Annotated in this window: 16 protein-coding genes; 4 read left to right on the forward strand and 12 right to left on the reverse strand. The window is 36.9% G+C overall.

The features are described 5' to 3' along the window. Positions 1 to 186 precede the first annotated feature (186 nt). Together ACIQ7L_RS12535 and spo0F are read right to left on the reverse strand one after the other, a co-directional pair. A complete protein-coding gene (locus ACIQ7L_RS12535) occupies positions 187 to 1,044 on the reverse strand; it encodes a class II fructose-bisphosphate aldolase (protein ID WP_017153575.1) in 858 nt (285 codons plus the stop codon). 209 nt (positions 1,045 to 1,253) lie between these two features. Next, a complete protein-coding gene (spo0F, locus tag ACIQ7L_RS12540; protein ID WP_400569510.1) occupies positions 1,254 to 1,622 on the reverse strand; it encodes a sporulation initiation phosphotransferase Spo0F in 369 nt (122 codons plus the stop codon). A gap of 205 nt (positions 1,623 to 1,827) precedes the next feature. Between spo0F and ACIQ7L_RS12545 the strand changes: the two genes are divergently transcribed. Beyond that, positions 1,828 to 2,355 (forward strand): DUF2529 domain-containing protein, encoded by a 528-nt coding sequence (locus ACIQ7L_RS12545; protein ID WP_400569512.1) that lies wholly within the window; start codon positions 1,828 to 1,830, stop codon positions 2,353 to 2,355. A 37-nt stretch (positions 2,356 to 2,392) separates the two neighbouring features. Here the strand turns inward: ACIQ7L_RS12545 and pyrG are convergent, their stop codons facing one another. The 8 genes from pyrG to ACIQ7L_RS12585 all read right to left on the reverse strand — a co-directional run bounded on the left by pyrG (position 2,393) and on the right by ACIQ7L_RS12585 (position 12,511). Then, positions 2,393 to 4,000, reverse strand: coding sequence for a CTP synthase (gene pyrG / locus ACIQ7L_RS12550; protein WP_400569513.1), 1,608 nt, complete (start codon positions 3,998 to 4,000; stop codon positions 2,393 to 2,395). Between the two features lie 257 nt (positions 4,001 to 4,257). Further along, the gene (rpoE, locus tag ACIQ7L_RS12555) at positions 4,258 to 4,776 is read right to left on the reverse strand and encodes a DNA-directed RNA polymerase subunit delta (protein ID WP_400569514.1); all 519 of its coding nucleotides are present in this window, start codon (positions 4,774 to 4,776) and stop codon (positions 4,258 to 4,260) included. A gap of 255 nt (positions 4,777 to 5,031) precedes the next feature. After that, the gene (locus ACIQ7L_RS12560; RefSeq protein WP_335358455.1) at positions 5,032 to 5,661 is read right to left on the reverse strand and encodes a TetR/AcrR family transcriptional regulator; all 630 of its coding nucleotides are present in this window, start codon (positions 5,659 to 5,661) and stop codon (positions 5,032 to 5,034) included. Between the two features lie 63 nt (positions 5,662 to 5,724). Further along, positions 5,725 to 6,864 carry an acyl-CoA dehydrogenase AcdA gene (gene acdA, locus ACIQ7L_RS12565; protein WP_400569516.1) on the reverse strand — a complete coding sequence of 380 codons (1,140 nt, stop codon included), beginning with the start codon at positions 6,862 to 6,864 and terminating at the stop codon, positions 5,725 to 5,727. Between the two features lie 146 nt (positions 6,865 to 7,010). Beyond that, complete coding sequence (locus ACIQ7L_RS12570) at positions 7,011 to 8,141, reverse strand: acyl-CoA dehydrogenase (RefSeq protein ID WP_400569518.1); 1,131 nt, start codon at positions 8,139 to 8,141, stop codon at positions 7,011 to 7,013. 95 nt (positions 8,142 to 8,236) lie between these two features. Beyond that, positions 8,237 to 9,088: a 3-hydroxybutyryl-CoA dehydrogenase gene (locus ACIQ7L_RS12575; protein WP_400569520.1), complete on the reverse strand. Its 852-nt coding sequence runs from the start codon at positions 9,086 to 9,088 to the stop codon at positions 8,237 to 8,239. Between the two features lie 18 nt (positions 9,089 to 9,106). Next, a complete protein-coding gene (locus ACIQ7L_RS12580; protein ID WP_400569755.1) occupies positions 9,107 to 10,390 on the reverse strand; it encodes an acetyl-CoA C-acetyltransferase in 1,284 nt (427 codons plus the stop codon). Between the two features lie 12 nt (positions 10,391 to 10,402). Then, the gene (locus tag ACIQ7L_RS12585) at positions 10,403 to 12,511 is read right to left on the reverse strand and encodes a (Fe-S)-binding protein (protein WP_400569521.1); all 2,109 of its coding nucleotides are present in this window, start codon (positions 12,509 to 12,511) and stop codon (positions 10,403 to 10,405) included. 254 nt (positions 12,512 to 12,765) lie between these two features. Between ACIQ7L_RS12585 and cls the strand changes: the two genes are divergently transcribed. Then, positions 12,766 to 13,959, forward strand: a complete 1,194-nt coding sequence (gene cls / locus ACIQ7L_RS12590; protein ID WP_400569523.1) for a cardiolipin synthase — start codon at positions 12,766 to 12,768, stop codon at positions 13,957 to 13,959. 228 nt (positions 13,960 to 14,187) lie between these two features. Further along, positions 14,188 to 16,866, forward strand: a complete 2,679-nt coding sequence (locus ACIQ7L_RS12595) for a DUF4084 domain-containing protein (protein ID WP_400569525.1) — start codon at positions 14,188 to 14,190, stop codon at positions 16,864 to 16,866. A gap of 42 nt (positions 16,867 to 16,908) precedes the next feature. On the opposite strand, the gene ACIQ7L_RS12600 is transcribed toward ACIQ7L_RS12595, so the two are convergent. Together ACIQ7L_RS12600 and ACIQ7L_RS12605 are read right to left on the reverse strand one after the other, a co-directional pair. Continuing rightward, complete coding sequence (locus tag ACIQ7L_RS12600) at positions 16,909 to 17,055, reverse strand: quorum-sensing peptide PapR (RefSeq protein WP_400569527.1); 147 nt, start codon at positions 17,053 to 17,055, stop codon at positions 16,909 to 16,911. 87 nt (positions 17,056 to 17,142) lie between these two features. Next, positions 17,143 to 18,003: a helix-turn-helix domain-containing protein gene (locus tag ACIQ7L_RS12605; RefSeq protein ID WP_400569528.1), complete on the reverse strand. Its 861-nt coding sequence runs from the start codon at positions 18,001 to 18,003 to the stop codon at positions 17,143 to 17,145. A gap of 169 nt (positions 18,004 to 18,172) precedes the next feature. Between ACIQ7L_RS12605 and ACIQ7L_RS12610 the strand changes: the two genes are divergently transcribed. Continuing rightward, a complete protein-coding gene (locus ACIQ7L_RS12610; protein ID WP_400569530.1) occupies positions 18,173 to 19,930 on the forward strand; it encodes a M4 family metallopeptidase in 1,758 nt (585 codons plus the stop codon). Positions 19,931 to 19,976 lie beyond the last annotated feature (46 nt).

The following is a 19,976-nucleotide window of genomic DNA, read 5'->3' on the forward strand; positions in this document are numbered from 1 at the left end:
TAATAGGACTATGCACATTATGTTCCACTTTATATTTATAAAAGAAGTAAAAAAATCTCTATCATATATAGGTAATATGAAGAAATGTATAAATTTAATTAATCTTAAGACTTGTTCACGCTTTCATTATACAACGAAAGGAAACCGTCTAAAAGACTAGACGGTTTCCAAAACGGAATTTTATTCTTACGCTTTACCGTTAGAACCGAATTCACGAATTTTACCAATAACAGTTGCTTTGATAGCTTCGCGGCCAGGTCCGATAAATTTACGAGGATCGTAAACTTCTTGGTCTTTATTTAATACTTCACGAACAGCTTTTGTAAACTCGATTTGGTTCTCAGTGTTTACGTTGATTTTTGAAGTACCTAAAGAAATAGCTTTTGTGATGTCAGCAGTTGGGATACCAGTACCACCGTGAAGTACTAAAGGTACACCAGTGAAGTCACGAACTTGTTCCATTTCTTTAAATCCTAAGTTAGGCTCACCTTTGTAAGGACCGTGTACAGAACCTAAAGCTGGAGCTAGGCAATCGATACCTGTTGCTTCAACAAGGTGTTTACACTCTTCAGGATCAGCGTAGATAACGCCCTCAGCGATTACGTCATCTTCTTGTCCGCCAACTGTTCCAAGCTCAGCTTCTACAGATACATTACGAGCGTGTGCATATTCTACTACTTTTTTAGTAGTTTCTACGTTTTCTTCGAATGGGTGGTGAGAAGCGTCGATCATTACAGATGTAAAGCCTGCATCGATTGCTTCTTTACATTTTTCAAAGCTTGAACCATGGTCAAGGTGAATCGCTACAGGAACAGTGATGTTCATTTCTTCGATTAAAGCTTTAACCATAGCTACAACTGTTTTGAAACCAGTCATATGACGAGCTGCACCCTCAGATACACCTAAGATTACAGGAGATTTTTCTTCTTCCGCAGCAGCTAAGATAGCTTGAGTCCACTCTAAGTTGTTCATGTTGAATTGACCAACTGCGTATTTTCCTTCTAGTGCTTTGTTTAGCATTTCTTTCATGGAAACTAAAGGCATGATGAATCCTCCTAAAAACGTTTTTTGTATCCGATAAGTTCTTATCGCTGGTAGTATGACCAGAATAAGGAAAAATATGTATATCAACATACCGGACTTTTTTCTACACTCAATAGGATAACAACTTGTACTCAAAAACTCAACTGTATTCACCTGCTCATCAGTCCATGTAAACGCTTTTTTTCATATTTTTTATAAAAAATTCATTTTTATGCCTCTACAGTGATTTCACTTCTCACTGCCTGGCGAATTTCATCAATATCAAACGGCTTAGCAAAGTGCATTAAAGCCCCTAAATCTTTTGCTTCTTGGATCATATCAAGTTCTCCATAAGCAGTCATTAAAATAACTTTAATATCTTCGTTAATTTCTTTTACATGTTTTAAAATCTCTATACCATCCATACCTGGAATTTTCATATCTAAAATAACTAAATCTGGATTATCTTTTTTCACGATATCTAAAGCTTGAAATCCATTTGCAGCTTGGAACGTTTGATAACCTTCTTTTTGGAACACTTCATGCAATAACACACGAATGCCATATTGATCATCAACGATTAAAATTTTCCCTTCCATAATCCCCCAACCTTTCTATTGTAAGTACAAGATTAAAAGCTTCTTATATCTTATCCGATTTACTTTCGATATTCTTTACCAAATTCCTTCCTATTATTTCTTATTTTACCGTTTCCTATTTTGATATGCTACCCCTATTACTTCGCCTTTCTACAAAAATAGGCTATAATGAAAGCCGCCTAACACAATCGAAAGGAGCAGTACAATGTTAAAAATTTTTTCTACTCAGCTAAGTGGCTATTTCACAAGAATTTCTCAAAAAGAAGAGATGAATATAGAAGATAGTGCCCGTCTACTTGCTCAAGCATTAGTTGGTGATGGCATCATTTATTTACACGGTACAAACGAAATGGAAGGCGTTGTCTCTGAAGCCTTATGCGGCGCAGAGCCAATGAAACAAGCAAAACGCTTGATAGATAATGGAAAACAAACAGAAGTTACCTCCGCAGACCGCGTACTTCTCATCAGTCGATTTTCAACAGATGGAGAAATTGTTTCAATCGCAAAGAAATTGCAAGAAGAAGGCCAATCTATTGTTGGGATTTCAGCCGTTCAAGAAGGCTCTGAATCCCTAGAACAATATACAGATGTACATATTGATACAAGGCTATTAAAAGGCTTAATTCCAGACGATGAAGGCAACCGTTATGGATTCCCAAGTTTAATCTTATCTTTATTGGCTTATCACGGCTTAAAATTTACAATTGACGAAATGATTAATGAATATGAATAAAACAAAAAAGGCGCCGTTCAGGACGCCTTTTCTTTTTTTACTTACCTTCTTTATTCGTAATAGAAGCTTTTACGAAATCATGGAACAATGGTTGTGGACGGTTTGGACGAGATACAAGTTCTGGGTGGAACTGTGCTGCCACGAACCAAGGATGATCTTGTAATTCAATGATTTCTACTAAGCGACCATCTGGGCTTGTACCAGAGAAGATGAATCCAGCGTTTTCCATATCTTGACGGAATTGATTATTGAACTCATAGCGATGACGATGACGTTCATAAACAACTGGCTCATTGTACGCATTGTAAGCATTTGTTTCTAGAGCAAGCTTACATGGGTATAGACCAAGACGAAGTGTACCACCTAGATCTTCTACATCTTTTTGTTCTGGTAATAAATCGATAATTGCATATGGCGTGTCAGGATTGATTTCAGAAGAGTTAGCTCCTTCTAGTCCTAATACGTTACGTGCAAATTCGATTGATGCAAGTTGCATACCTAAGCAAATTCCTAAGAATGGGACTTTGTTTTCACGTGCATATTGAATTGCAACGATTTTTCCTTCTACACCACGATCGCCGAAGCCACCTGGCACAAGGATACCGTCTGTGTCGCCAACTAATTCTTTTACGTTTTCTGCTGTTACATGCTCAGCGTTTACCCATTTCACTTCTACATCTGTATCAAATGAATAACCTGCATGACGAAGTGCTTCTACAACAGAAATATATGCATCTTGAAGCTCTACATATTTACCAACAAGAGCGATTTTTGTTTTCTTAGAAAGATTACGTACTTTTTCTACTAAAGCAGTCCACTCTGTCATATCTGCAGCTGGGTTGTCTAGTTTTAAGTGATCGCAAACGATTTGGTCCATGTTTTGCTCTTGAAGAGATAATGGAACTGCATATAATGTATCTGCATCGCGCGCTTCGATAACTGCTTTTTGATCGATGTCACAGAATAAAGCAAGCTTGTCTTTCATATCTTGAGAAACAGGCATTTCTGTACGAACAACGATAATGTTTGGTTGAATACCTAAGCTACGAAGTTCTTTAACGCTATGTTGCGTTGGTTTTGTTTTCATTTCACCCGCTGCTTTTAAGTACGGGATTAATGTACAGTGGATGTACATTACGTTGTCACGGCCAATATCACTCTTAATTTGGCGAATTGCTTCTAGGAATGGTAGAGACTCAATATCCCCAACTGTTCCTCCGATTTCTGTAATAACAACGTCTGCATTTGTTTCGCGACCAGAACGATATACACGTTCTTTAATTTCATTTGTAATATGAGGAATAACCTGAACTGTTCCTCCTAAATATTCACCACGACGCTCTTTTTGAAGAACTGAAGAGTAAATTTTACCTGTTGTTACGTTGCTGTATTTGTTTAAGTTAATATCAATGAAACGCTCATAATGACCAAGGTCTAAGTCTGTTTCTGCGCCATCATCTGTTACGAATACCTCACCGTGTTGATATGGGCTCATTGTCCCTGGGTCTACGTTAATGTATGGGTCAAACTTTTGAATTGTTACGTTTAAACCACGATTTTTTAAAAGTCTCCCAAGAGATGCTGCTGTAATCCCTTTTCCTAAAGACGATACTACACCGCCTGTTACAAAAATATACTTAGTCATGAAAATACTCCCTTCTACTTTGTTGTTATATAATCACCGTTGCAGAGCGCAACGTATGTAGATAACACTATATCTATCTTATTGTTAGACTCTTTTTATTTTCTAAACAAAAAACAAAAAAGAAAATTGCTCCCCTCATTACAAAAAGTAATAAGTAGGGAGCAATTTTCTTTTATATTTACACTTTAAAAGTATTATCGTCCTGTTTTAAAGAGCCCAAAAATGATTCTACATGGACGATAATGAAAAGTCAAGAACTACAGTTGTTCCTCTTCCTCTTCTTCTGTTTCATCATACTCAAGTTCTTCATCGGCGAAGTCTTCATCATCATCTTCGTCATCTAAATCGTCAAGATCATCATCTTCTTCAAGAACCTCGTCCAAATCTTCTGCATCGTCATCATTTTCGTCTTCATCATCGAAGTCGTTTTCATCTTCTTCAATGTAGTCATCAAAGTCATCTTCTTCAACTTTGCGCTTTTTCTTAGGTTTTGGTTGTGGTAGGATTTCTTCATCAATTTGCTCATATGGGTACCAGCTGCGCAAGCCCCAACGATTTTCTCCTAAATTAATGAAACGTCCATCGATATTTAAATCTGTATAAAATTGTGCGATTTTCGCATTAACTTGCTCTTGAGATAGTCCCAGCACTTGAGCGATTTCTTGAACTAAATCCTGGAATGACGTTGCTTGTCTTTTATCCTCTAAAACACTATGTACAACTTCAATCATGGAAAATTCTTGTAGCTCTTCTGGTGAATATTGCTTAAAATCCACTTATGCGGCACTTCCTTTCTTAAAATATAATCCTATATATAACGACCTGTTTAAAAAAATCCATACTATTCATTATAAACAAAACTCCAACAAATATGCTACAAAAAAAACATGAAACTTTCACAAGAGAGTAATAAAAGTTATTACGGATTATAATTTACGAGAGCAACCTTTTCGTAACTAGCTTTTTATTTCGTGCTTCAATCAAGGAAGTACCAATTGAAAGTAAGCCCAGCACCTTCAAATCATTTCACTTTATTTCGGAAGCATATGTGCTCCATGCAATACATACCTTATTTGCATCTCTGTATATTCCTCTAAGGTGTAAAGTTTTTGCAGAGCCCATCGTCTAAATCCCCACATTTGTCCTTGAATAAAAATATTATGAGCAAGTAGCTGAATTTCCTTCTTCGTTAATGTAAACGTCCCATTTTTCGTACACTGCTCTAAAATATTCTCAAACATTCCCACCATTTGAAACTCTTTTTCTAACACGTATGGGAGAGATTCTTTCGGTAAAAACCGAACCTCTTGATACATAATTAATACTTCTTCCTGCAGTTCGTCCATTACTTTAAAATAATTTGTTATCGCTATTTTTAAACTTTCAACGCTTCCTTTTTCTGTGCAGACCACTTCTTCTAATCGTTCTTTTACATGTTCATAAATGCTATCACATACTAAATACAAAACATCATCTTTCGTACGGATATATTCATAAAGTGTACCGATACTAAAACCTGCTGCCTTGGCAATTTCCCTCGTTGTTGTACGAGGAAATCCCTTTTGCTTAAAAAGTTGCACAGCTCCTTTAATCATCTGCTCGCGTCTTAGTGCAACTAATTTCTCATCTTTTACAGATGCATGCACATTATGTTTAACCATCCCCTTCACCTCTCTCTACTATTTGGAAGGAAAAAGCGTAGGAAAATACCTACGCCTTCTCTCTTATTTCGTTAACATACGGGAAATGACAAGCCTTTGTATCTCTTGTGTTCCCTCATAAATTTGCGTAATCTTTGCATCACGCATGAAACGTTCTACTGGATAATCCTTCGTATAACCATAACCGCCAAATACTTGTACCGCCTCAGTCGTTACCTTCATCGCCGTATCCCCAGCGAACACTTTTGACATTGCGGATTCTTTCCCGTATGGAAGCCCTTCTGATTCTAGCCAAGCAGCTTGATAGGTTAGTAGCCGCGCTGCTTCTACATTCGTTGCCATATCTGCTAGTTTAAAACCAATTCCTTGCTGCGCGGCAATCGGCTTCCCAAATTGATGTCGTTCTCTCGCATAATCAACAGAAGCATCTAAAGCCCCTTGCGCAATACCAACAGCTTGCGCCGCAATGCCATTACGTCCACCGTCTAGTGTCTGCATAGCAATTTTAAATCCCTGTCCTTCTTCGCCAAGCAAATTCTCTACAGGAATGCGGCATTCTTCAAACATAATTTCTGTCGTTGGTGAAGAGCGAATTCCAAGTTTACTTTCTTTCTTACCAACCGAAAATCCTGGTGTATCACTTTCTACAATAAATGCACTTGTTCCGCGCTGCTTCGATTCTGGATCAGTCAATGCAAAAACAACATAAATATCAGCGATTCCACCATTTGTAATAAAAATCTTTGAACCATTTAAAATGTAATGATTGCCATCTCGCTTCGCTGTTGTTCTCATTCCACCCGCATCCGAGCCAGAACTCGGCTCTGTTAAACCGTATGCACCAATTTTCTTTCCTTCCGCCATTGGGCGTAAAAACTTTTGTTTTTGTTCCTCTGTCCCAAATTTAAAAATAGGCCATCCAGCAAGTGAAGTATGCGCAGATAGCGTTACACCTGTCGAAGCACAGACACGTGATAACTCTTCCACCGCAATCACATAAGCCAAGTAATCGCTTCCAATTCCGCCGTATTCTTCAGGCCATGGAATCCCTGTTAAACCGAGTCCCGCCATTTGGTCAAATAAAGAACGGTCAAATCGCTCCTCTTCATCACGCTCTGCCGCTGTTGGTGCCACTTCATTCCTTGCAAAATCTCGAACCATTTTTCGTATCATTTCATGTTCTTCTGATAATTTAAAATGCATGTTTCTTTCCTCCCCACTTTCTAACCTTTATCCCGTAATAACAATCAGTAAGACCCTCACCTTAAAATTTAGCAAAAACAAAGAAGTCAGGTAACGGATCAACTGTCCGTAAAAGCCCGATTGATTCAACTAATTAAAGTTTCGCTTTATAAAGCCCTGCTAATCACAAGCCTTTGTATTTCACTCGTTCCTTCATAAATTTCACAAATTTTTGCATCTCGGAAAAATCTCTCAACCGGATAATCTTTTGTATACCCGTATCCACCGAATACTTGCACTGCCTCAATCGCAACCTCAACCGCTGTTTTAGAAGCAAATAACTTCGCAATAGATGCTTCCTTTCCGCACGGAAGCCCTTGTGCTCTAAGCGATGCCGCCCTATATACAAGTAACCTCGCAGCCTCTACACTTGTCGCCATATCCGCTAACTTAAAACCAAGTCCTTGCTGCGCGGCAATTGGCTTCCCAAATTGCTCACGCTCCTTCGCATAATCCACCGCACAAGTTAACGCTGCTTCAGCAATTCCAAGTGCCTGTGCCCCAATGCCAATACGACCAACGTCTAAATTTGCCATCGCTACCTTAAAACCTTGTCCTTCTTCACCAAGTAAATTTTCTGCTGGCACCTTCATATCTTCAAATGTAAGCTGTACAGTACGAGAACCAAGTAACCCCATCTTATGCTCATCTTTTCCAACGATTAAACCTGGTGTATCTTTCTCCACAATAAACGCGGAAATCCCACTTTTCCCTGCATCTGGATTTGTAGAAGCAAACACGATATATGTATCTGCCTCACCTCCATTTGTAATAAAAACCTTTGATCCGTTAATCACATAATGATCGCCCTGTTTTACGGCTCTTGACTTCAAGCTACCTGCATCAGATCCTGCACTCGGCTCCGTTAAAGCGAATGCACCTAAATATTCACCCGTTGCTAGTTTAGAAACATATTTCTGCTTTTGTTCCTCTGTTCCAAAATATAAAATTGGATTTGTTCCAACCGATGTATGTACCGCCAAAATAACACCAATTGTTGCACTCACCTTCGATAGCTCTTCAATAGCTAATATATAAGAAATAAAATCCATTTCCGCACCACCATATTTTGCTGGTGCTGGAATCCCCATTAATCCAAGCTCACCCATTTTCGTTAAAATCTCTCTAGGAAACACCCCTTGTTCCATATTTGGAACAAAGGGAACGATTTCCTTTTGTGCAAAATCTCGAACCATCTTTCTCATCATTTGCTGTTCTTCTGTAAAATGAAAATTCATATGCCCCGCCTCCATTTGCTATATATCTTTTTTCAATCACCGGGTAAGACCACTACTTTGTAAAAAAAAGAGGGAGACCTACCTTTCCTTGTTTCCTATTCGTATACGTAGAAGCCACGACCTGTTTTTCTACCTAACCAACCCGCATTTACATATTTACGTAATAACGGACATGGACGATACTTACTATCTCCTAGCCCTTCATGCAATACTTCCATAATGTATAAACACGTATCTAAACCGATAAAGTCTGCTAATGTTAATGGCCCCATTGGATGATTCATACCAAGCTTCATCACCTCATCAATCGCTTCTTTTGTTGCCACACCTTCATATAACGTATAAACCGCTTCATTGATCATCGGTAATAAAATACGGTTGGATACAAAGCCAGGGAAATCATTCACTTCAACAGGTACTTTACCAATTTTCTTTGTAATATCTTCAATTGTTTCGTATACCACATCATCTGTTGCAAGCCCTCGAATAATTTCAACAAGCTTCATAACTGGAACAGGATTCATAAAATGCATACCAATCACTTTCTCTGGACGTTTTGTTACCGCAGCTATTTCTGTGATTGGTAAAGAAGATGTATTGGTCGCCAAAATTGCATGTTCTGGAGCAATTTCATCTAAATTCGCAAAAATTTTCTTTTTAATATCCATCTTCTCAACAGCTGCCTCAATAACTAAATCAGCCTCTTTTACACAATCCAATTCAATCGTTGCTGTAAGACGATTTAACGTTGCTTCCTTAGAAGCTTCATCCATTCTGCCCTTCTCTACTTGGCGTGCTAAATTTTTTGTAATAATAGCTAATCCTCTATCTAATTGCTCCTGCTTTAAATCTTGCATATACACGTTATAACCTGCCATTGCACATACTTGTGCAATACCTGATCCCATTTGCCCCGCACCAATTACAACAATTTTTTGTACACTCATGTTTTCTCCCCCTTTTAATTAATGAACCTCAATCATAATTGCATCGCCTTGGCCACCGCCGCTACAAATCGATGCGATTCCAATTCCGCCGCCGCGCTGCTTCAGCGCATGAATAAGCGTAACGATAATACGTGCACCGCTTGCTCCAATTGGATGCCCCATCGCAACTGCACCGCCGTTTACATTGATCTTTTCAGGATCAATCCCTGCGATTTCTGCGCTGGCAATTGCAACTGCTGCGAAAGCTTCATTAATCTCAAATAAATTAATATCTTCTACTGTTTTACCAGTTTTCTTCAAAAGTTCGTTAATCGCATAACCTGGTGTTCTTGGGAAATCTTTCGCCTCTACTGCAATCGCGGTATGCCCTAAAATCGTTGCTAGCGGTTTTCTTCCTTCTTGCCGCGCTCTATCCTCGCTCATTAATACGAGTGCCGCTCCGCCATCATTTAGTCCTGGCGCATTCCCAGCTGTTACTGCTGCCGTTTTATCAAATACAGGCTTTAATTTCGCTAACCTTTCAACCGTTGTATCTTCACGCGGCGCTTCATCTTTGGCAACAACAATAGGGTCTCCCTTTCGCTGCGGTACCGATACAGGTACGATTTCCTCTTCAAATCGCCCTTCCTTCTGCGCAGCAATTGCACGCTGATGACTACGATACGCCCATTCATCTTGCGCTTCGCGAGAGATCCCATCTTCCTTCGCAACTTCTCCACCATACACACCCATATGTATGCCGGAAAATGAACATGTTAAGCCATCTATTATATTTAAATCGGCAACTTCGTTATGGCCCATCCGGTATCCCCAGCGCGCGCCTCGCAAAATATAAGGACTATTACTCATCGATTCCATTCCGCCTGCTACAATAAGCGTTTGATCTCCAGTGCGAATAATTTGATCGCCTAGCGTCACAGCACGAAGGCCTGATGCACAAACTTTATTCACAGTTTCCGTACGCGTCTCCCATGGAAGTCCTGCTTCTCTCGCGGCTTGACGCGAAGGAATTTGCCCCTGTCCTCCTTGAATAACCGTTCCAAATATAACTTCTTCAACGTCGCCCTCAGAAACATCTGCTCGTTCAAGCGCAGCTTTAATCGCAATTCCTCCAAGTTCCGTTGCTTTTACATCCTTTAAAGATCCCCCAAACTTTCCAACCGGTGTTCTTGCAGCACTTAAAATAACTGTTCTGACCAAGTTTCTTTCCCCCATTTCTTTTTTCGGCGCTGAGCGCCCGCTCGATATTGCTACGTTGAGAAGAGGTGCAAATCTTGCACCTCTATCTAAAGTTGTATGAATTCTTACATATGGTTACATTGCTTCTTTCTTCGGCCCGATAACAGATCGTTCTAAAATCTCCGTTACATCAAGCGTTTGAACTTGTTCTTCTACTTCTTTTGCTTTCGTACCGTCACTAATCATTGTTAAGCAATACGGACATCCCGTACCAATAATTGATGGTTTCACAGCAAGTGCTTGTTCTGTGCGTGCAACGTTAATACGTGAACCTGTTGTTTCTTCCATCCACATCAGTCCGCCACCTGCACCACAACACATACCTGTTTCGCGATTACGCTCCATTTCAACAACAGTTACGCCTGGAATCGCTTTTAAAATGCTGCGCGGCGCCTCATATACTTCGTTGTATCTTCCTAAATAGCAGGAATCATGATACGTAATTGTTTCTTCAATTCGGTGAACTGGCGTTAAACGCCCTTCTTTCACCCACTGTGCTAATAATTCTGTATGGTGATAGACTTCTGCTTGTAAGCCAAAGTCTGGATACTCATTTTTAAACGTGTTATAAGCATGCGGATCAATCGTAACGATTTTCTTCACACCTGCTTTTTCAAACTCCTCAATGTTCTTCGTCGCCATCTCTTGGAACACGAATTCATTTCCGAGGCGGCGCGGCGTATCGCCGGAGTTCTTCTCTTTGTTACCAAGAATCGCAAACGAAATGCCTGCTTTATTCATCAGCTCCGCAAATGATATTGCAATTTTCTGACTGCGATTATCATATGATCCCATTGAGCCAACCCAGAATAAATATTCAAATTCTTCGCCAGCTTTTGTTTTCTCTTTCACAGTCGGAACCGTTACTTCATCATCGCCTTGTCGCCATGTTTCACGCTCTTTACGATTTAGCCCCCACGGGTTCCCTTGGCGTTCAATATTTGTCATGGCACGCTGCGCTTCCGCATCCATCTTACCTTCTGTTAAAACAAGATAACGACGTAAATCAATGACTTTGTCAACGTGTTCATTCATAACTGGACACTGATCTTCACAGTTACGGCACGTTGTACATGCCCAAATTTCTTCTTCTGTAATGACATCTCCAATTAAGCTTGGATCATAAGAAAGTGCTGCTGCCGATTCTTGTTGTCCTTGCCCCGCTGCCATCATCGCTAGCTGATTTCCTTGCGTATTGTTAAACGCAACTGCCGGGACCCATGGTACTTTTGATGTCACCGCTGCCCCCTTATCAGTCAAATGATCGCGAAGCTTTACAATTAAATCCATTGGTGACAACATCTTGCCTGTCCCAGTTGCCGGGCACATATTTGTACAGCGACCACATTCTACACAAGCGTATAAATCAATAAGTTGTGTCTGTCTAAAGTCTTCAATTTTTCCAACACCAAATGTTTCTTGTGTTTCATCTTCAAAATCAATTTTTTCAAGTTTTCCTGGATTAGACAGGCGTGTAAAAAACACATTGACCGGTCCAGCGATTAAATGTGCATGCTTTGATTGTGGAACATAAACCAAAAATGTTACCAAAATAAGTAAATGCACCCACCAAGAGAAATAGAATACCGAAATAGCTACGGTTTCATTTATCCCTGAAAAAACGTAAGCGATTCCAGAAGCAATTGGTTCGCTCCATGAAAGCTCCTCGCCATGCCATATAATGCCCATTCCGTTACCAAGTAGTACAGAAAGCATTAAGCCTCCGATAAAAATAAGAACAAGGCCTGATTTAAAATTACGTTTTAAACGAACAAGTTTTTCAACGTATCTTCTATAAAAAGCCCAAAAAACTGCGATTAAAATCATAAGTGTGATAATTTCCTGGAAGAATGTAAATGCAGGGTATAGTGGTCCAAGTGGAAGATGTGATCCTGGTGCTAGTCCTTTCCAAATGAAGTCAATTGCTCCAAATTGGACAAGAATAAATCCATAAAAAAACATAACGTGCATGATACCGCTTTTTTTGTCTTTCAGTAATTTTTTTTGACCGAAAACGTTGACCTTGAGAATATCCCATCTCTCTTTAAAGCGGCGGTCAAATTCTACTTTTTTTCCTAATTGTATGTAGGCCATCCTCGTTCGTATAAGATATACAAACAAATATCCCGCATAAGCAATAACGGCAATGGCAGCTAGCCAATTTACGATTAGTAAGCTATTCATTTTATGCTACCCCTCTCTTTGTAAGCCCTCTTTCTTTTAGAATCTTCAAAAATATAAAATTTTCTGAATTATATCCCCTATTCCCATTATATAATGAGTGAGCATTCAGTCAACAGTTTTTTGTTATACAACAACACATTTTTTTCATAAAGCTGTTTATTTAGGTGAAACTACAAAGTGAAACTTTAATTCGTAACGGTCTTTCAATCCACAACTAGCAAAGTGAAAATAAATACGAGGGAAGGAGCTTAGTAATGGTCTTTTTATCTCTCTTACTAATATGTTTTGTCCTTTGGTTCATAATAGACCTTTTGTATGGAAGAATACTTCATTTAAAGCGACTAAAACCTCGCGCTTTTCCATTACGACGAAGCGACTTTCAACTTTATACATATGGAACAAACTTATACGATGATTTATTTCATGACATCAAACAAGCAAAACACCATATCCATATTTTATTTTTTATTGTTAAAAACGATGAAATAAGTCAAACCTTTTTACAATTACTAATTAACAAAGCAAAACAAGGAGTCGAAGTACGTCTCCTCCTTGATCGTATCGGGAGTCATCAATTATCGAGAGAATCCATTCGCTCGTTACAAAAAAACGGTGTCTCTTTTTCGTTTTGTCACAAAGTAAAATTACCATTTCTCTTTTTTTCAGCGAATCAAAGAAATCATAGAAAAATTACGATTATTGATGGGAAGATTGGTTATATCGGCGGCTTCAATATCGGTGAGGAGTATTTAGGGCACAATTCTAAATTAGGGTTATGGCGCGATTATCATTTACGCCTGACTGGAGAAGGCGTACAAGATTTACAAAAGCAATTTTTACATGACTGGCGCGATGACACTTCTCAAGATTTACTAGAAAATGCGATTTATTTTCCAAAACAACAACCAGGCACCATGCTACACCGTTTTATTCCAACAGATGGCGCTTACTTACAACAAACATTCTTAAACTTGATTGAGAGTGCCAAGAAAGAACTATACATAGGAACACCTTATTTTATTCCCGGAAAAAAAATTATGGATGCCTTATTACAAGCGAAAGAGCGAGGCGTTCATGTTACCATTCTTGTTCCTCATAAAGCCGATCATCCTCTCGTTCGAGAGGCACGGCTGCCATATTGCCGAAAACTCATACAAGCTGGTTGCGATATTTACTCATTTCAAAAAGGATTTTTTCATGCAAAGATCATCATGGTAGATAACCATATTTGCGATATCGGAACAGCTAATGTTGATATGAGAAGCTTGTATCTCAATCACGAAATAAATTGCCTCTTATATGATAAGACCTTTATAAAGAAAATTAAAAACGAAATTAACAAGGATATAGAAGCATCTACATTACTTTCTAGGAAGGATGTTACCTCCCTCACTATTGTTGATAAAGGAAAAGAATGGATGGGGACGATACTAGCATTTTTCTTATAGGACAACTTATGAAATAACATTGAGAGTAAGCAAAAGAATTTGGCTCTCTTCTATAAGGAGAATAAAACGTAAAAGCAGCGCAACGTTACAATGGTAAATTGTAGTGTTGCACTGCTTTATGTTAAAAGAAGACGTAGTTTTTATAATGACAAAACCTTTACTTTATATGCTATTATTTAAATTGGCATTTCCCCCTTAGATTCAACTTTATTGAAACGGAGTAATAATATGATTAATCACAGAAAGTATATAAATTTTGTTATCATGTATGTTCTTATATTTTTCCTTTGGATTACGTTTATTCCTAAGAGCTGGAGCGGAAAAGAGTTTGGCATTATCTTCTTATTTTCCTTCGCTACTATTTTCTCCTGCGCTTGTTTGTATAAAGCTATCCACAAGATGAAAAGTGGAGAAAAATTATTTTGGATCTTAATCTTATGTACATGTTTATGCGGTTCCATAATGGAAATCACTTTATTTTTACAGTCTTTTTCTATTTATCAACAATCTATACTTTCATACAAGGCAGTTCCTTTTTTCATCATACAATACATTTTATTATTTACTGGTTTTGCAATAACATTCACAAAAAATTATTCTATTAAAAGTCTTTCTCAGTTTTTATTCGATAGCATATTTATCATTATTATGAATATCTATTTTATCCTTACTATCGTACTCAACATTTCACGATTTAGCGAAATAACAAACGAAATGTGGGTTATAACAGGGTACTTCATTGCGCAATCATTAATGATATATGCTGTCATTAGCCTATATAGAAGAGAGCAGCATTCTTCTAGTAGAATTGCGTTAATTATCGGTTTTTCTATTATACTTATTTATGGATATATTTATATTTTCCAACTAAATAGAGGTTTAGAAATCTCTGCTGAATTTACTTATTTCATCCATACCGCTTCTATACTCTCAATTGGTTTATCCTCACTACTGTATGTATTTAATAAACCAATTCAGCATGAAACAAAGATGAAATATTATCCATTTGATTATATACGATTTATTTTGCCGTACTTTAGTCTAATCATAACTTTTATCTTTATAATCTCAGAGTTTGCAGACAAAAAACCTATGTTAATTGGATTTGCACTATCTCTTATCTTATTATTCTTAAGACAATTATATATGTGGAAAGCTAATCAAAAACTAATTAATACATATGAAAAGTTGACTACACAATTAGAAGGTAAGGTCGAAGAAGGAGCATTCGCTCTTTCTAAAAGTGAGCAAAGATATAAATCGCTATTTGAGGATCATCCTGATGCTGTATTTTCACTAGATATGGATGGAATTTTCCAGAGTTCGAATAAAGCTTGTGAAAGTCTCTTTACAGCCTACTACTGTGAAGTAACCAGCTATTCTCTTTTACATTTTATTGATGCACAAGACCATGAACTTCTAAATAGAGCATTACAAATTACAAAAGAAGGTAGGCCCCAAACACTAGAAGTACGAACAAAGAAAAAAGAAGGCTATTACTATTATCTTCAGGTTACACTCATTCCAATTTCAATTGAAAAAGAAGTGGTTGGGATGTTTGGTATTGCTCGTGATATTACAGCTTTATATGAGCAACAAAAACAAGTCGAACATTTAGCATTTCATGACGCACTTACAGGACTACCAAATCGTCGAAAATTCGAAAAGGACTTACGCTCTGTTTTAGAGAAGGCACAAACGAATTTAAACGATGTTGCTGTATTATTCCTTGATCTAGACCGATTTAAAAAAATTAATGATCGTCTAGGACATGATGTTGGGGATTTATTATTAATTGAAGTAGCAAAACGGTTGAGAGGTTGTCTGCGTTCAAAAGATATTGTTGCACGTCAAGGCGGGGACGAATTCACAATTTTACTACCAGATATGTATTCTGAGAAAAGTGCCGCTTTTATAGCTGATCAAATATTAACAGTATTAAACAAGCCATTCTTTATCCAAGATGAAGAACTTTCTATTACACCAAGTATTGGCATTGCAATGTATCCCGATTATGGCACTCACGCTACAGAATTAATGAAGCATGCAGACATGGCTATGTATCGTGCAAAGGCAAGCGGAAAAAATACATATATTTTCTTCTCAAAAGAAATGAGCATTGCCGAAAATGAAATACACTTTTTAGAAAGCGAGCTTTCTAAAGCGCTACAACAAAATGAATTTTTCCTTGAGTACCAGCCTCAAGTCAATATGAAAACAAAACAAATCATTGGATTTGAAGCATTAATTCGTTGGAAACATCCAAAGCTCGGTACTGTATCCCCAGCACAATTCATCCCGCTAGCAGAGGAAACAGGATTTATTATTGAGCTTGGAAACTGGATTCTCCGTACCGCTTGTTTAGAAGCGAAAAGATGGCACAATCAAGGTTTTACTCATTTAAAAGTTGGTGTGAATCTATCTGTCGTACAATTTAATCATGCAGATCTCATTCCAACTATTTCAAAAGTATTAGAGGAAACAGAATTAATTCCAGAAGCATTGGACATTGAAATTACAGAAAGCATTGCCATCAATAAAAAGCAATCTGTCATCGAAAAACTAGAACAACTTCAGAAACTTGGTATTCAAATTTCAATCGATGACTTTGGAACTGGCTATAGTTCTTTATCTTATCTAACAAAATATCCTATTAATACATTAAAAATTGCAAAAGAATTCATTAGTGAAATTAAAAATAGTCCTCTAGAAGAAGCGATTATTTCTTCTATTATTACATTGGCGAAAAAACTACAGCTGAATGTTATTGCTGAAGGCGTTGAAACACATGAACAATGGTCATTCTTACATAATCAAAATTGTGACCACATTCAAGGATTTTTAATTAGTAAACCTGTTTCTAGTAAAAATGTCCGGATGTTACTTCAACAAAAAACAACCGTCTAAATTTAGACGGTTGTTTTTAATATTTAAAAGATAAATCAGAAATTAGTGTACAAAAGGTAGGTCAGAAGCTAATTGTACCTCTTGATTATTATCAGAGATTACATGATTTTTTTCTAAAGCTGTACCTCCTGCAAAAACACCCCATGCCATCGCTAACGTCAACAAGCTGCCAATAAGTAATTTTTTCATATTCCATCCCCCTCATATTGTTTATTTTAGTATATCATTAAAACTTATCTATATCGCATGCAATTATGCATATCCAATTTTAGTTAATTATTTATTTATCTTTTTATTTAAAAGTACATCTTTATAGGCATGTAATTCTAATAAATCGAAAAAGAAACACGCTTTTTCATAAGACTCATGAATTTCTTCCTCTGCATATTTTAATTTTTCAAGACACTCACCTTTTTGATAATATAGTTCTCCAATCAACACCATACTGTTAATTTGGCAAGAGATTTCAATCGCCTTTTTAACTTGGTAAAGTGCTTCCTCATACTGATTATCTCTATATAATGCCTTAGCATGATTATATCTAACCTTCACAGCAAACTCTTCATTGCTATGCAAGGATTCTAATTGTTTCAAGATATCCTCAAATAACTCAATACTCTTTTTGAAATATCCATTCTCCGCATAAATAATAGCGATAGTATTTTCTATGTACAAGTTTTGAAACATGTCGATTCCTACCAATTGTTGATGCAATAATTTTTTTAATTCCAAAATACAATATTCATAATTTATCTTTTTTAACATATATGCTGCTAAATGGTACTGCCAATGAAGAAATTGTTGAAATTCAGGATGATATTCATCCTTTTTTAATTCAGTCCAAACTTTATCATAAATTTCCTTATACTTATTTTGCTTACACAATAATATAATATGATCCTTGAATTGTTTCTTTCTTTCAATATCAGAATAAATGAGAACTTCATAAAAATGAATTATGGGAACTTGTAATTTCGCTGCAATTCCTTGTAGTATATCCATACTTGGATATACTGCACCTGATTCAATTCTACTTACTTCCGATTGATGACATATACTATCAGATAACTGTTTTTGCGTTAAACCCCTCATCATTCTAATCTTCTTTATTTCGCTTCCTAACTTTTCTGCATGCATGTTTGCTCACCATCCCATTACAGCAATCTAATTTTTTCTAAGTTGTCATACCACTACATTAATGCCTTTCCGACAATTTTTGATATGAAATATTGCATAATATATATATAATTCGGCAAATTTTTCATACAATTCATCTCATATGAATACAAGATTAGGAGTGTTAGAGATGAATTATAAAAAAATCGCTAGTGCTTTTGTTGCTTTTGGCCTTCTCTGCCCTTTATCCACAGAAGTGATTCACGCCCAAGAAGTTGATAAAGAGGAAGTAAAAGTTGAAATTGCTCAGCCCGGTTTAACAATCGGAAAGTTAACAGAACCACAAAATGATACGAAAGAAAATATCGCAAAAAAATACTTAAAAGGTGAAGTAAACGGGGCCAAAGCACAACAAGACCAAGTTACTACTGACAAAAACGTTGATTTTCAACCTACAAACAAAGAAACAAAAGAAAATCAAACAGAAATACGTCTTGCACAAACATATAAAAATTACAAAGTATACGGTCAAGATCTCATTGTTAAAGTAGATAAAAATGGAGTAATTACAACTGTTAGTGGTAAAGTAGCCCAAAATTTAGAACAGCACCCTAATCTTACTATAACAAATTTTTTGTCGAAAAATGAAGTGAAATCTACATTACGTAATGCTCTTCAAATTCCAGATGATGCAGTAGAAAAAGAATTTTCTAGTGAAACTTTCGTTTATACGAAAAAAGATGGAAATTATACATTTGCAGAGGTAATTACATTTACATATGAAAATGATGCTCAAATTATAAGCGGTCACGCAATCATTGATTTAAAAAATAGTGACGTACTCTTCCAAGAAAAATTTATTAAAAATAAAGAACATAAATCTATTAATCAAGGAACAGCTCCTCGGTTATCTCCAGCTAAAGAACAAGGAACCGGTATAAATGCACTACAAGAAAATGTATCGTTTCATATCGCAAAAGGAACCGATGGAAAATTTTATTTAGCTGATCTATCTCGCGGAAATGGTATTTACATTTATAATGCAAATTATGCAGATGCAATGGATGGGACAAGTCAAGCTGGTTACCCAGGTACACTTATCTCTAGTAACACTGCTAATTTTACAGACAAAGAAGCAGCTGGTGTAATGAAAAATATGAGCAATATTTACGATTACTTTAAGAAAGAACATAATTTAAAAAGCTATGACAATAAAGATTCAAAAATCGTTGCTAGTGTACATGGATTTGATTCTGCTGATGTGAAGGATGGCGTTAAAGAAAACTATGTGAATGCATTTTGGCATCCAGCTTGGAATCAGATGGTATTCGGTGATGGTCTAAACGGAAAATTAACATCTGCTTTGGACGTAACAGCTCACGAATTTGGACACGCTGTATTTAGTGGTACAACAAAAAACAAAGTCGTAAGATATCCAAATCCTGAAACAGATGCCCTTAACGAAGGACTGGCCGATTTCTGGGGTACACAGATTGAAATTTATGTAAAAAAAGATAAGGGAAATTGGATAATGGGGGACAGTTTAGATGAAGTGACCCGAGATATTCCAAATGAAATCGGTGACCATGGACGTAAACTATATACAAATTTACAAGACTTTTATAACGATGGAAATAATCAAGAACCTCATGTAAATTCAGGCATTATTAGTCATGTATTATACCAATTAGCTGAAGGCAAAACATACAACGGTGTATCTGTTCAGAAACAAGGAAACAACAAAGTAAGTAAAGTCGTTATGCGCGCTCTACAAAACTATGCAACTTCAGCAGAAGATTTCGAGTCACTTCAATCTCACATTGTACAAGCTACTAAAGACTTATATGGTAATACAACTTCAGCAGAGTTTGAAAAAGCATTCCAAGCACACGGATATAAACCTTTAACAAACATAAATAAAGTAGTAGAAGTACAAAAAGGAAACTAATATATATATCAATTAAAAAACCGACATAAAACCCCTCTTTTTAGGT

Source organism: Bacillus sp. NPDC094106 (assembly GCF_044764345.1).
In the GTDB taxonomy this organism is placed as follows: Bacteria; Bacillota; Bacilli; order Bacillales; family Bacillaceae_G; genus Bacillus_A.

Bases quoted from the DNA above. Each gene is read 5' to 3' on its own strand.
- ACIQ7L_RS12535 (WP_017153575.1), bottom strand. From the start codon at position 1,044: ATGCCTTTAGTTTCCATGAAAGAAATGCTAAACAAAGCACTAGAAGGA.
- spo0F (WP_400569510.1), bottom strand. From the start codon at position 1,622: ATGGAAGGGAAAATTTTAATCGTTGATGATCAATATGGCATTCGTGTG.
- ACIQ7L_RS12545 (WP_400569512.1), top strand. From the start codon at position 1,828: ATGTTAAAAATTTTTTCTACTCAGCTAAGTGGCTATTTCACAAGAATT.
- pyrG (WP_400569513.1), bottom strand. From the start codon at position 4,000: ATGACTAAGTATATTTTTGTAACAGGCGGTGTAGTATCGTCTTTAGGA.
- ACIQ7L_RS12560 (WP_335358455.1), bottom strand. From the start codon at position 5,661: ATGGTTAAACATAATGTGCATGCATCTGTAAAAGATGAGAAATTAGTT.
- acdA (WP_400569516.1), bottom strand. From the start codon at position 6,864: ATGCATTTTAAATTATCAGAAGAACATGAAATGATACGAAAAATGGTT.
- ACIQ7L_RS12570 (WP_400569518.1), bottom strand. From the start codon at position 8,141: ATGAATTTTCATTTTACAGAAGAACAGCAAATGATGAGAAAGATGGTT.
- ACIQ7L_RS12575 (WP_400569520.1), bottom strand. From the start codon at position 9,088: ATGAGTGTACAAAAAATTGTTGTAATTGGTGCGGGGCAAATGGGATCA.
- ACIQ7L_RS12585 (WP_400569521.1), bottom strand. From the start codon at position 12,511: ATGAATAGCTTACTAATCGTAAATTGGCTAGCTGCCATTGCCGTTATT.
- cls (WP_400569523.1), top strand. From the start codon at position 12,766: ATGGTCTTTTTATCTCTCTTACTAATATGTTTTGTCCTTTGGTTCATA.
- ACIQ7L_RS12595 (WP_400569525.1), top strand. From the start codon at position 14,188: ATGATTAATCACAGAAAGTATATAAATTTTGTTATCATGTATGTTCTT.
- ACIQ7L_RS12600 (WP_400569527.1), bottom strand. From the start codon at position 17,055: ATGAAAAAATTACTTATTGGCAGCTTGTTGACGTTAGCGATGGCATGG.
- ACIQ7L_RS12605 (WP_400569528.1), bottom strand. From the start codon at position 18,003: ATGCATGCAGAAAAGTTAGGAAGCGAAATAAAGAAGATTAGAATGATG.
- ACIQ7L_RS12610 (WP_400569530.1), top strand. From the start codon at position 18,173: ATGAATTATAAAAAAATCGCTAGTGCTTTTGTTGCTTTTGGCCTTCTC.